10 protein-coding genes are annotated in these 12741 nt (G+C 55.2%); 5 read left to right on the plus strand and 5 right to left on the minus strand.

Features of this window, described 5'->3' with window-relative positions; genetic code table 11:
• Positions 1 to 6 precede the first annotated feature (6 nt).
• Together dmdD and GS636_RS20335 are read right to left on the minus strand one after the other, a co-directional pair.
• Positions 7 to 816 carry a methylthioacryloyl-CoA hydratase gene (gene dmdD, locus GS636_RS20330; RefSeq protein WP_171672080.1) on the minus strand — a complete coding sequence of 270 codons (810 nt, stop codon included), beginning with the start codon at positions 814 to 816 and terminating at the stop codon, positions 7 to 9.
• A 21-nt stretch (positions 817 to 837) separates the two neighbouring features.
• Positions 838 to 2601: an acyl-CoA dehydrogenase gene (locus tag GS636_RS20335; RefSeq protein WP_171672082.1), complete on the minus strand. Its 1764-nt coding sequence runs from the start codon at positions 2599 to 2601 to the stop codon at positions 838 to 840.
• A gap of 112 nt (positions 2602 to 2713) precedes the next feature.
• Between GS636_RS20335 and GS636_RS20340 the strand changes: the two genes are divergently transcribed.
• Positions 2714 to 3727: an AraC family transcriptional regulator ligand-binding domain-containing protein gene (locus GS636_RS20340; RefSeq protein ID WP_371808755.1), complete on the plus strand. Its 1014-nt coding sequence runs from the start codon at positions 2714 to 2716 to the stop codon at positions 3725 to 3727.
• A gap of 50 nt (positions 3728 to 3777) precedes the next feature.
• Here GS636_RS20340 and GS636_RS20345 read toward each other — a convergent pair whose 3' ends face one another.
• Entirely contained in the window at positions 3778 to 4368 is a 591-nt protein-coding gene (locus GS636_RS20345) for a TetR/AcrR family transcriptional regulator (protein WP_171672085.1), read from the minus strand.
• A 119-nt stretch (positions 4369 to 4487) separates the two neighbouring features.
• On the opposite strand from GS636_RS20345, the gene GS636_RS20350 reads away from it, so the two are divergent.
• Entirely contained in the window at positions 4488 to 5435 is a 948-nt protein-coding gene (locus GS636_RS20350; RefSeq protein ID WP_171672087.1) for an alpha/beta hydrolase, read from the plus strand.
• Positions 5436 to 5599: 164 nt separating this feature from the next.
• On the opposite strand, the gene GS636_RS20355 is transcribed toward GS636_RS20350, so the two are convergent.
• Entirely contained in the window at positions 5600 to 6586 is a 987-nt protein-coding gene (locus GS636_RS20355; protein ID WP_171672089.1) for a DMT family transporter, read from the minus strand.
• A gap of 348 nt (positions 6587 to 6934) precedes the next feature.
• Between GS636_RS20355 and GS636_RS20360 the strand changes: the two genes are divergently transcribed.
• Positions 6935 to 8281 (plus strand): serine hydrolase, encoded by a 1347-nt coding sequence (locus GS636_RS20360; protein WP_171672091.1) that lies wholly within the window; start codon positions 6935 to 6937, stop codon positions 8279 to 8281.
• 179 nt (positions 8282 to 8460) lie between these two features.
• Positions 8461 to 11250, plus strand: coding sequence for a bifunctional aconitate hydratase 2/2-methylisocitrate dehydratase (locus GS636_RS20365; protein ID WP_171672094.1), 2790 nt, complete (start codon positions 8461 to 8463; stop codon positions 11248 to 11250).
• 111 nt (positions 11251 to 11361) lie between these two features.
• Here GS636_RS20365 and GS636_RS20370 read toward each other — a convergent pair whose 3' ends face one another.
• Positions 11362 to 11820 (minus strand): Lrp/AsnC family transcriptional regulator, encoded by a 459-nt coding sequence (locus tag GS636_RS20370; protein WP_171096703.1) that lies wholly within the window; start codon positions 11818 to 11820, stop codon positions 11362 to 11364.
• A gap of 119 nt (positions 11821 to 11939) precedes the next feature.
• On the opposite strand from GS636_RS20370, the gene phhA reads away from it, so the two are divergent.
• The gene (gene phhA, locus GS636_RS20375) at positions 11940 to 12740 is read left to right on the plus strand and encodes a phenylalanine 4-monooxygenase (protein WP_171672096.1); all 801 of its coding nucleotides are present in this window, start codon (positions 11940 to 11942) and stop codon (positions 12738 to 12740) included.
• Position 12741 lies beyond the last annotated feature (1 nt).

Here is a 12741-nt window from a genome sequence, read left to right on the forward strand (position 1 = left end):
CCTGACTTAGCTGTTTGGCCGCACACGGGCGGCAGTTTTGTTTGCAAAGGCTTCAAGGCGCGCCCGAGCGGCGGGTTGGGTGTTGACCACTCCGCCTACCACAGCCTCGGCATAGGCTGCGTCCATGCCTGACATGTTGTTCAAGTGGCTGATCGCCGAGCAGATTGCAAAATTGGTCAGGGGCAGGTTCTGCGCGATTTGTTCTGCCAGCTCCATCGCCTTGGCCATGCTGCCGCCGTTTTCGGTGATGTATTGCGCCAGCCCCAGATCGACGGCCTCTTGCCCCTGATAAACGCGACCCGTCAGGATCATGTCGATCATGCGATACTTGCCGATCATGTCGGACACTCGGATTGTCGCACCACCACCGGTGAAAATCCCACGTTGGCCTTCAGGCAAGGCGAAATAGGTGCCGGGGTCTATGACCCGAATGTGCGCCGCACTGGCAAGTTCCAGCCCTCCGCCCACGACCGCACCTTTCAGTGCAGCGATGATCGGCACACCGCCGTACTCCATCTTGTTAAATGCCTCATGCCAGCGCAGGCAGACATGCATAAAGTCATCCGGGCTGCGGTCGGCCTTCCAATGCTCGACCAGATCAAGGCCCGCGCAGAAGTGGTCACCTTCACCAGCAAGCACCACAGCTTTGACACCGGCCATACGGGCACCACTGAAAAAGCGGATCAGTTCTTCGATAGTGGCCACATCCAGAGCGTTGCGCTTTGAAGGACGGTTCAATGTAACGACATACAAGCCGTTCTCGCGCTCTGAAATCGCCAGGTTTTCATAGGTTTCGGGGTTCACGACGTCATTCATGGGTCGGGTCCTTTGGAGGAGTTATTTGGGGAAATGCGCGTCAAGCAGACTGCGCGCGCCCAGCAGGATTCGGCTGTGTTCTGTGGTGCATTCGGGCAGAATGTGTTGTGCAAAGAAAAGTGCAGTCGCGATTTTCTGGGCCATGAATTGCGCGTCCTGCCCGGCGTCCACTGATGATTGCGCAGCCAAAGCGCCCTTTGCCAGTTTCCAACCTGCCGCCAGGGTTCCTGCCAGCATAAGAAAGGGGACAGAGCCGGCAAATACTGCGTCGATGTCCTTGCGGCTGTTTTCCAACAACCAGTTCAGCGCCGATTCAAACGCTTCGCGTGCTTGTGCAAGGCTTATACCGATAACTTGCGCAGTTGCGTCACCGCTCGCCAATAGTGCTTCGGTCTCAGCAATCCGGGCAGCAAAGAGGCGGGCGGTTTCGCCACCGTCGCGCATCACCTTACGCCCTAAAAGGTCGTTGGCTTGAATGGCGGTGGTGCCTTCGTAAATCGGTAGAATACGGGCATCGCGATAATGCTGCGCGGCACCGGTTTCCTCGATAAAACCCATACCACCGTGGATCTGAACACCTAACGAGGCAACCTCGACTGCGCGTTCGGAACAAAAGCCTTTGACCAGCGGAACCATGAATTCGGCCAGAGCAGCCATCTCTGGATTGTCCTGATGGTGTGCGATGTCCAGCAACCCCGCAGTCGCCGCCGCCATTGCGCGCCCACCTTCGGTCAGGCTGCGCATCCGCATCAGCATGCGGCGTACGTCTGGGTGTTCGATGATGGCGACAGCATCTTTGGTCTGACCGTTGACAGGGCGGCTTTGCACGCGCTCACGCGCATAGGTCAGCGCACGTTGATAGGCCCGCTCTGACGTCGCAATACCCTGTACACCAACGGAAAATCGCGCAGCGTTCATCATGATGAACATGTATTCTAGCCCGCGATTTTCTTCGCCGATCAAGAATCCAGTGGCCTGTTTGTACTCCAAAACAGCCGTCGGGCTGGCGCGAACGCCCAGCTTGTGCTCGATGCTCACGCAGTTGACTGTGTTTTCGGTCCCTACCGTTCCATCTGCGTCGACCAGTTTCTGCGGTACGATAAACAGGCTCAACCCTTTTGGCCCAGCAGGTGCGTCAGGCGTGCGGGCCAACACCAAATGGATGATGTTCTCCGTCAGGTTATGGGCACCATAGGTGATGAAAATCTTGGTGCCTGACACGTCATAGCTGCCATCCTCACGCTGCACCGCCTTTGTTGCCACCCGGCCCAGATCGCTGCCCGCTTGCGGTTCAGTCAGGTTCATCGTGCCAGACCAACGGCCTGCAATCAACGGCTCAAGATAAGTGGCTTTCTGTTCGTCCGAACCAGTCAGCAGCAATGCCTCAATGGCCCCGTCGGTCAGCAAAGGGCAGAGGCCAAAGCTCATATCGGCGGCATTCAGCATCTCGACCGCGGCCGCGCCGACGGTCTTCGGCAACCCCATGCCACCATATTCCACCGGGTGAGTCAGGGCTTGCCATCCCATTTCGACAAACTGAGCGTAAGCCTGGGCATCGCCTTCAGGCATGATCACGCGCCCGTTGTCAAACTGGGCCCCCAGCGTGTCGCCGATGTGTGACAAGGGTGCGATCTGCTCGCTGCAGAACCGGGCATAGCCTTCCAGTACAGCGCCAATATCGGCCAGGTCATAGTCTGAATACACTGCGAAGGAAGACACCTGTTCCCAATGAGACAAATGCTCGACGCAAAACATCAAATCCTGAACGGGCGGCTGATAGGACATTCCAGGCTCTCTGTCGAAAACTATGGGTTTACGTCATTTACCTGTCGACTGATTTGCCGATAAGCTCATATTTTGCCAAAATACTATCTGATCACGCCACTCTGAGGTTCCTGTGACCCGTCATGACCCTATCTCGCTGACAACCGTCTCAGCAGAATTCATTCAGGATTGGCTGGACGCACTTAGGTCCCGTTGCACCCCGGAAGAAATGACTTCGCTGCTAGAGCGCGCTGGTCTTCAGGCCGGTCCAATGGCACCAAATCAACGTGTTACCCTCAATGAAATTGCGCAGCTTTACCAGCTTGCTGCGCCTGAAACCGGGGACGAAATGATGGGGCTTTGGAGCCGCCCGATCCGGCCCCGCGCCCTGCAGCATCTTGTGACGGTTCAGCGCGGAGCAAGCAGCCAGACGTCGGCCCTTTATCGTTTCTCGACGTTTTGGAACCTGCTTTTGGATGACTTCTATTTTGACCTGCGCAGCAGGCCAAATGAGGTGGAGCTGGCTTTGGTGCCTTACTTAGGCGAAACCCAGCCGCAGCGCTTTGGCCACATGTTGATTCTGAAACTGGCGCACGGTTTGTTGTCCTGGCTCAGCGGGTCGGAAACGCCAGTTCAAATGGTTTGCTTTGCCTTTCCCCGCCCGGAATTTGCTGCGGATTATTCGGTTGTCTTCCCGTGCCCTGTCGAATTCGACGCCCCGCAAACCAGCATTCGTTTTGACCCTCGCCAATTTACCCGCCCGATCACCCGCAGCCCTGAGGAGGCGTCGGTGTTTCTTGAGCGCGCGCCGCTGGATTGGATATTCACGGGCTCCCGGGTGCATACAAACAGCCTTCGCGTCCGGGCTTTTCTTTACGGAGCGACATGGCAGTCTTGCCAGCTTACGGATGCAGCCCGAGCGTTGAAAATGACGCCTCGGACATTAAACAGACGCTTGAAAGACGAAGGAACATCCTTTCAGGACATCAAGGATGCCTTGCGCCGTGACATCGCGATCCGTGCACTACAGCAAAGCACGGACAGTATCGATCAAATCGCCTTTGACACGGGCTTTTCGGCCCCTGCGAATTTCCACAGAGCGTTCCGAAAGTGGACAAACCGGACACCGGGATCATACCGGATGTGAGCTGGATTTCTGTAGGCCCCGAGATATAAAGCGTTCAATTGCCCAATGGTTCAGGAGTCTGCTTTGTAGTAGGTCAGAAACATCGCGACACAATCGTCCAATGCCTCTTTGGGTGTCGGATTCTCACCAAGAAAAAACTCGGGCCAGAAGAAGAAGCTTTTGATAAGCGCTAAAAGCTGGTTGGTTGCAAAAACCGGATCGGCTTTGCGAATTACACCTGCGTCCATCGCCTCGCTGACCAGCCTTGTTATCGGGTAGTCGTGTGTTGCGGTTTCAGTGAAGAATTGACGAGACCGATCTAGGTCACGGATCAATTCCGAAATGACCATCCGGTTCAATCCGATCGCTGTCTCTTCGGTGATCACGCCGATATAGCTCCAGAGTGCTTCCTTCAATTGTTCAACGAAATCGCGATGCGGGTCATAGGGCACTGGCTCCATGCTTCGGTTCTGCTCCAGCATGATCTGTGAGATTGCCTCAAAAAGGACTTCCTTGCTCTCGAAGTGGTTGTAGAGCGTACGACTCGATACGTTCGCTTTTTTAGCGATTGAAGTGGTTTTTGCGCCCAAAAATCCTTGTTCACGAAACTCGTCTATGGCCGCATCTATGATATCTTTTCTTTTTTTTTCAGTACGTTTCACGATTCTTGCCTCAAAAAGTAAAAAGATGTGTTTACAATTTACCGCTCTTCAACATAAGTAAACACAACGATGTACTTTAGCAAGGCGCAAAGCCGTCTGACCCCGAAAGGAACAAGACCATGACACCCCAAAACCTCACAGCCGGAAAAAACGAAGTCACCTTCAAATCCTTTGGCGTGGACTTGGCGGGCGATCTCTACCTGCCCGAAGGCTTTGATGAGACCAAGACATACAAAGCAATCGTTGGCGCCAGCCCATTCCCGCAGGTCAAAGATCAGATCCCGGCCACATACGGCCCGGAAATGGCCGCACGGGGCTTCATCTATCTCGGCTTTGACTACCTCGGCATGGGCTCTTCCCCGGCGCTGCCTGGAGAGTACAAGCAATCCCGCTATATGTTCCGGCTGATCGAAAACACTTGGGACGCTGTGTCTTACCTCGGCACCCTTCCTTTCGTTGACGAGATTTACGGTCTGGGCGTGTGCCAAGGCGGCTCGATCATCGCATCCGCCGCCGTGACCGATCATCGGATCAAGAAGATCGCAATGGTGTCGGGCATGATGGCAGCCGATGCCTTCCAGTGGACCGACCGTGACGCAGCAAACCAGTTGATCGCTTCTGCGAACGCGTCAACGCAAAAAATGTTTGAAACGGGCGCGCCGGACTACGTTGCGCCGTTTGGCTTGACCGACGAAATGTCCCGTCAAGAGTTCGTTGACGCAGCTGCCTACCCAGCAATGGCAGGCGAGACCTACGACTACTACGGCCGTGATGGTGTCAAAGGTCCAGTTGCGGTTGCGACCTACACAAACATGCACATCGGCGATCAGCCCATGCAGTCGCTGATTTCCATCGGTGAAGCCTATGCAGACAAGATTGCGCAGCCCTCACTGACCATCTACGGCACAAGTGCCTCCACAGCGCCCTGCTCAACGCAGTTTGTTGAGAAGTTGACGAACGAGCACGAGGAACTGGCGTTTGATGACTTCTCGCATGTGGATTTCTATTACAAGCCCGAGGCGGTGAAGGCATCGACCGATGCTGTAGCTGAGTTCTTCAATAAATGACCTGATTTGGTAGAGGCCACTGCCAGGCCTCTACCTTTTTTGGGACACAAGCGCGACATCAGTGAAGCCATACAGCTTAAAAACGTTCAGAATGAGGTTAGCGTCGCGTGCAATTCATGCTCTAAAAAACGCGCTGCCAACAACAGCTGTGCCAGTGGTGATACCTAATAACGACGATGCACTCTTTTTCGAGTAATCACGTTCCTCTCTTTCTGGCGCTCGCGCAAAAAGACAAACAATCCAGATCCCAAGATCAGCACGATACCAGTCGCGACAGGCAGATTTGGCAGTTCGCCCCAAATCGCCCATCCCCAAAACACTGCCAAAGGAAGACCGACATATTCGAACGGTGCCACCGTGGCGGCGTCGGCCATACGGTAAGCCTGACCCAGACAATACCCAATGATTGCCGAATTGAACCCCAGCCCGACAAACAACCATCGATCAGTGCCTTCTGGCCAAACCCAAGCCCTTAGCAAGAAGATCAAGCTTTCATTTTCGAATGTGTCGGCAAAGCGCCCGTCCCCTGCCACAGACCAGAACAGCAAGCTGACAACGATAAAACACGCCTGAATATAGACAGCCATCGCTGATGCTTTGGATTTCGCACCAAGCAAACGGGTGAGCACGTTGTTGAGGGCATAAGTAAAGGCTGCCACCACAGGAAGGGCATACATCAAAAGACTGACGTCGCGCGCGGCACCGGCTTCCCATGGGCGGGTCATAATTGCCACGCCGAGGAAACCCACAATCACCGCGCCGATGCGCATGGGGCCAACTTTTTCCCCAAGCAAGGGAATGCTGAGCAAAGTGATCATCAGCGGCGCAACGAAGAATACTGCGGTTGCTTCGGCCAGAGGCATGACAGCCAACGCCGTAAAGAATGTCAGATTGGCAACAACGATGAGAACCCCGCGCAAAAGATGAAGCCCAGGCTGATCGGTTTTCAAGATGCGCCAACCGCCTTCCATCTGCACCAAAGCCAGGCTGAACCCGATCCCGATCAGTGATCTGGTGAAAACCATTTGATGCAGGGGATAACCGCCAGACAGGAACTTGATCAGCATATCGTTGATAGAAATCGCCAAAATTCCTATCAGAATGAATGCAATACCTGCTGTTGGGTTTTGCAGCTTTATGTCGGCTGTCATGAGGTGCCCTTTCACGGGGCCACTAGCACGGGCCAGCAAACGGGTCACGTCACTTTGCGACGCTCTTTGGTCGCCGCGTGCTGAAGTGAAACTCGATTTGCATTGAGCGTAACGGCGACTTTGTTTTTGAGGATTACCTAACCCGGCAGAATGGCCATGTCATTGAAACGCCGAGGCCCGCGAGTGTCACTCGCGCGGGTCAGTTCTGAAGTGGCACCTTCAGGGTGACGCGTAACGCATGGAGTCTGATTTTAGGTACCTGGCTTCTACGTAACGGAAGTGTGGCAAACGCAGCCACGTTGCCTCTAACGTCACAGGGCACAATGACAATAGGGGCGGTGCAGTCGGATGCTCGGGAAAATAGCGAAAACAATTGGCGGTATAGTGATCGTGGGTGGCGTGGGGCTGGTAAGTTACCTGCTGATTGCGCCACCCGATCTGCTGAAGGTCGGTACAAATTACTCGGCCAAAATTGTCTGTTCGAACGTTTTCATTGCCGGACGTGACCCTGATGAGGTGCTGGCCGTAGACGTTCAAGCGCCGGGACATCCGCTGCTCAAACAAGTGTCGATCGAGGTCGATCAAGAGGCGCAAACAGTACACGCCCGGCTTTTTCGGTTTTTTGCCCCCGCAACCTCACAGTACCGCGACGGTCTTGGTTGCACCAACGTTCATGACGTTGCTCTAAGCACGCAAACGCTTGAAGCGCCCGGTCCTTTGCCTGCGGGCCTTTGGCCAAAAGGCAACGATGTAGCCCTTTCGCAGGATGCAAAGGTTCAGGCCGTCATGTCTGATGAAAGCTTGCTTGGCGAAGGATACCGCGCGGTCGTGGTGGTTCGAAACGGGCGCATTGTTGCTGAACGCTATGCTGACGGGTTTAACGCGCAAACCCCTTTGTTGGGGTGGTCCATGACCAAATCCGTCACGGCTGGGTTGATTGGTACATTGGTTGAAGCAGGTGAGATGAGCCTAACGGACAATCTGGTCGGTAGCTTTCCGGACTGGGCCGAGGACTCTCGCCGAGACATTTCCTTGGCTGATATGCTGTCCATGACCAGCGGATTGAACTGGGATGAAGAATACGGCGACGTCTCTGATGTGACCCGAATGCTGTATCTCAGCGATGATATGGCTGGCTTTGCAGCGGATCGAGCGCCTGAAGCCGAAACCGGTACGGATTTCAATTATTCTTCTGGAACAACCACTGTTTTGTCCCGTGTTTGGCAGGACCAGTTGCCGGATGGCGGGCTAACCTATCCGCAAACTGCTCTGTTTGAGCCGCTGGGCATGACCTCGGCGGTCCTTGAGACGGATGCCAACGATACGTTTATCGGGTCCAGCTATATGTATGCCACGGCCCGCGATTGGGCCCGGTTTGGCCAGCTTTTGTTGCAAAAGGGTGTTTGGGACAATACCCGGGTCCTGCCGGAAGGCTTTGTGGACTGGATGGTCGAACCGGTGGCTGCCTCAGACGGGCGCTATGCCAAGGGGCACCTTTGGCTGGAATCTCCGGGAGATTTTCCGCCCTTTGAAGACGCATACTGGCTACAGGGGCATGACGGCCAGTTCATCGGAGTGTTCCCGTCTCATGACATGATCGTTCTGCGGATGGGATTGACCCCGTCTCGGTTGCGTTACTCTTCCTTGCCGTTGGCGCAAGCGTTGATTACAGCCTTTGGGGACGATCCGTCTTAACTGACCTCTTCATCCTGCTCCTGCAAGGGTAGCGACCTTGGCAGGCTGCAACCGGCTCAGGACACCTGGTCGCAGGTCTGGTACTTGCATGTGGCGCAGTTTTAGTATACCGCCGCATACAAATTGAAAGTGCCGGCCTTTTGACTGCCGGTACACCCAGCTAAATGGTCGGACCCGTCATGAGCCTCTATACTGATTACCTGAATGAAATCGAAACCCGCAAAGAGCAGGGCCTGAGCCCAAAACCCATCGATGATGGGGCTTTGGCGAAGGAAATCATTGATCAGATCCGTGATCCCCAGAACGAACATCGCGCAGACTCGCTGAACTATTTCATCTACAATACGCTGCCCGGCACAACCAGCGCGGCCGGCGAAAAGGCCAGCTTTCTGAAAGAGATCATTCTGGGCGAAGCTGACGTCGAAGAAATCTCGCAGGACTTTGCATTCGAACTGTTGTCGCATATGAAAGGTGGCCCCTCGGTCGAGGTTCTTCTGGACCTTGCGCTGGGCGATGACGCTGCGGTTGCTGGCAAAGCGGCAGAAGTGCTGAAAACACAAGTCTTCCTGTACGACGCCGATACCGACCGACTGAAAGCCGCGCTCGAGGACGGCAACACCGTCGCGCGGGATATCTTGGAAAGCTATGCCAAGGCCGAGTTTTTCACCAAGCTGCCCGACATCGACGAGGAAATCGAAATCGTCACATATGTTGCTGCCGAAGGTGACATTTCCACAGACCTTCTGTCGCCGGGCAATCAGGCACACTCGCGCGCCGACCGCGAACTGCACGGCAAGTGCCTGATCTCGGAAAAGGCGCAGCAGGAAATTCAGGATCTGAAGCTTCAGCACCCCGGCAAACGTGTCATGCTGATCGCTGAAAAAGGAACAATGGGTGTTGGTTCCTCGCGTATGTCCGGCGTAAACAATGTGGCGCTCTGGACCGGTAAGCAGGCCAGCCCCTATGTGCCCTTTGTCAATTTTGCCCCAATCGTCGCGGGTACGAATGGCATCTCTCCGATCTTCCTGACCACCGTCGGCGTGACTGGCGGCATCGGTCTGGACCTGAAGAACTGGGTCAAAAAGGTGGACGAAGACGGCAATGCGATCCTGAACAACGACGGCAACCCGATCCTGGAAGAGAAGTACTCGGTTGCCACAGGCACGGTTCTGAAGATCAACACCAAAGACCACAAACTGCTGAGCGAAGATGGCGATGAGCTGGTCGACGTATCTTCGTCCTTTACCCCGCAAAAAGTGGAATTCATGAAGGCCGGGGGCTCTTACGCCATTGTCTTTGGAAAGAAGTTGCAAACATTTGCGGCCGAGACGCTGGGTGTCGAAGCACCTTTGGTCTTTGCACCGTCCAAAGAAATCAGCCACGAAGGCCAGGGTCTGACCGCAGTCGAGAAGATCTTTAACAAGAACGCATTGGGCACCACGCCGGGCAAAACCCTGCACGCGGGTTCGGACGTTCGCGTGAAGGTCAACATTGTCGGCTCGCAGGACACCACCGGTCTGATGACCATGCAGGAACTTGAGGCGATGGCCGCGACCGTTGTGGCACCCAGCGTTGATGGGGCCTATCAGTCCGGCTGCCACACTGCATCGGTCTGGGATGCCAAGGCGCAGGCCAACACGCCACGCCTGATGAAGTTCATGAATGACTTCGGACTTGTCACCGGACGTGACCCCAAAGGCGTCTATCATTCGATGACCGACGTGATCCACAAGGTGCTGAACGACATCACCGTGGATGACTGGTCGGTCATCATCGGCGGTGACAGCCACACCCGCATGTCCAAAGGCGTCGCCTTTGGCGCGGACTCGGGCACTGTGGCGCTGGCACTGGCGACCGGTGAAGCCTCAATGCCGATCCCGGAGTCGGTCAAGGTGACCTTCAAAGGCAAAATGGCCGATCACATGGACTTCCGCGATGTGGTGCATGCAACCCAGGCGCAAATGCTGGACCAGCACGGCGACAACGTGTTCCAGGGTCGTGTGATCGAAGTGCATATTGGCACGCTGCTGGCGGATCAGGCCTTCACCTTCACCGACTGGACAGCCGAGATGAAGGCCAAGGCATCGGTCTGTATCTCGAATGATGAGACCCTGATCGGTTCGCTGGAATTGGCCAAGTCGCGCATCCAGATCATGATCGACAAGGGCATGGAGCATGAAAACGGCATGCTGCAAAAGCTGATCAACATCGCGGACGCGCGCATCGCCGAGATCAAATCGGGTGAAAAACCCGCGCTGCAGCCGGATGACAACGCGAAATACTTCGCTGAAGTCGTCGTCGATCTGGATCAGATTGTTGAACCGATGATCGCCGACCCGGATGTTCACAATGCCGATGTTTCCAAGCGCTATACCCACGACACGATCCGCCCGATCTCGTACTACAATGCCGAAAAGCATGTCGATCTGGGCTTTGTTGGTTCGTGCATGGTGCATAAAGGTGACATCAAGATCGTTGCCCAGATGTTGAAGAACCTTGAGAAGGAAGTCGGTAAGGTCGAATTCAAGGCACCGCTGGTCGTCGCGGCCCCAACCTACAACATCATCGACGAGCTGAAGGAAGAGGGTGACTGGGAAGTGCTTGAGAAATACTCGGGCTTCGAATTCGACGACCTTTTCCCGAAACAGAATGCCCGCACCGAGTACGAAAACATCCTCTACTTGGAACGTCCGGGTTGTAACCTGTGCATGGGCAACCAGGAAAAAGCCGCCAAGGGGGATACGGTTCTGGCCACCTCGACCCGCCTGTTCCAGGGCCGTGTCGTGGCGGATGCGCCAGACAAGAAGGGTGAAAGCCTGCTGGCCTCGACCCCGGTTGTCGTGCTGTCGGCTATCTTGGGCCGCACCCCAAATATCGACGAGTACAAGACCGCTGTTGAAGGCATCGACTTGACCAAATTCGCGCCTTCGACTGAAAAGCCAGCGGGCACGAAGTCAGCGCACTTCTAAACGCCGCCGTCGACGCTGAGAATACTTCGCCCGGGCACCCTGCAGGTGACCGGGCGTTTTCATTCGTTGAATTCAAGCCGCGGTTGCGTTTGCCGAAAAGGCGATCCGCATTCAAAGAATAGGCAACGGTCCACGGGTCTTGGTTTGGCGAAGTACAAAATTGCTGCGCGTGTCGCGGACCAACCCGGACTTCAAGAGTCGTTGCATGATGAAGACCTCCAGATCTTCGGGCGTTTTCGCATAGACTTTCAGTATGAAATCGTGATCCCCGGTGATCGATGCACATTCAACAATCTGCGGTTCGGTTTCGACCAAACGCAGGAAATCTGCAATGCTCTTTTCCTGATGATCCTTAAGCGCAACATGAACATACGCGATGGCGTTTAGCCCAACGGCCTTGGCGGGCACTTGCGCGCGATAGCCTGTAACAACTCCGGACGCTTCAAGATCGCGAACACGCCGCCAGCATTGCGAGGCTGATAACCCGGTTCGGTCCGCCAGCTCCTGCATAGACAGACGTCCACTGATCTGAAGCTCGCGCAGGATATCGATGTCAGCAGGATGAAGCATATGTTTTGAAGTTTTAGGTTTTCCGATCTATTTCAACCAAACTAGCGAGAAATAGTCAGTAATCAAAACAAATCTCCTACGTGTGACGCGGTATCCTGTTCCTCATCAGGAGGAAACGGATGCCAAAATCGACCAAATACGTCGCCAAAGTCGCCGACGCGCGTGGCCATATCGCCTATACGGATGAAGAAAACGCCGTTTGGGCCGATCTATACGCAGCGCAGGAGGATAATGTTCAGCGCTATATGGCACGCGAATATCTGGACGGGCTGGCGCGTCTTGAGTTGCCAAAGACCAAGGTGCCGTCTTGTGCCGATATCTCGGATCGGCTGCTGGACCTGACGGGGTGGCAGGTGCAGCCGGTTCCGGCCCTGATCGGCTTCAAGACGTTCTTTGGTATGCTCGCAGATCGCGTGTTTCCGGCAGCCTCGTTCATTCGGTCGCGCGAGGACTTCGACTATATCGAAGAGCCGGATATTTTTCATGAGATCTTCGGCCACACCCCGCTGCTCAGTGACCCGCGTTTTGCCGCGTTCAGCCACGCCATCGGCAAGGCAGGCCAGCAGGCGACGGATGCAGATTACGCCTGGCTGATCAGGCTATACTGGTTTTCCATCGAATTTGGGCTTCGCCGACAGGACGGTCAGATCAAGGCTTTGGGATCGGGGCTGGCGTCGTCGCCGACTGAACTGGTTTATGCCGTAACCAGTGACATCCCGGATCGCGACGCGTTTGACATCCTGACAATTCTGCGCACGCCTTATCGGATCGACATGCACCAGATGGGGTATTTTGTGCTCGACGACCCAGAGGATTTGTTCGAAGCTGCCGAGCGGGACCTGTTGGCCGATGTCCGGCACGCGCGTCGTCTGGGGTTGTTGCCAAACAAGTTTCCGGAAAAGGTTACGGCAGCAGAATAGC

The organism is Ruegeria sp. HKCCD4884, from assembly GCF_013110855.1.
In the GTDB taxonomy this organism is placed as follows: Bacteria; Pseudomonadota; Alphaproteobacteria; order Rhodobacterales; family Rhodobacteraceae; genus Ruegeria.

Bases quoted from the DNA above. Each gene is read 5' to 3' on its own strand.
- dmdD (WP_171672080.1), bottom strand. From the start codon at position 816: ATGAATGACGTCGTGAACCCCGAAACCTATGAAAACCTGGCGATTTCA.
- GS636_RS20335 (WP_171672082.1), bottom strand. From the start codon at position 2,601: ATGTCCTATCAGCCGCCCGTTCAGGATTTGATGTTTTGCGTCGAGCAT.
- GS636_RS20350 (WP_171672087.1), top strand. From the start codon at position 4,488: ATGACACCCCAAAACCTCACAGCCGGAAAAAACGAAGTCACCTTCAAA.
- GS636_RS20355 (WP_171672089.1), bottom strand. From the start codon at position 6,586: ATGACAGCCGACATAAAGCTGCAAAACCCAACAGCAGGTATTGCATTC.
- GS636_RS20360 (WP_171672091.1), top strand. From the start codon at position 6,935: ATGCTCGGGAAAATAGCGAAAACAATTGGCGGTATAGTGATCGTGGGT.
- GS636_RS20365 (WP_171672094.1), top strand. From the start codon at position 8,461: ATGAGCCTCTATACTGATTACCTGAATGAAATCGAAACCCGCAAAGAG.
- GS636_RS20370 (WP_171096703.1), bottom strand. From the start codon at position 11,820: ATGCTTCATCCTGCTGACATCGATATCCTGCGCGAGCTTCAGATCAGT.
- phhA (WP_171672096.1), top strand. From the start codon at position 11,940: ATGCCAAAATCGACCAAATACGTCGCCAAAGTCGCCGACGCGCGTGGC.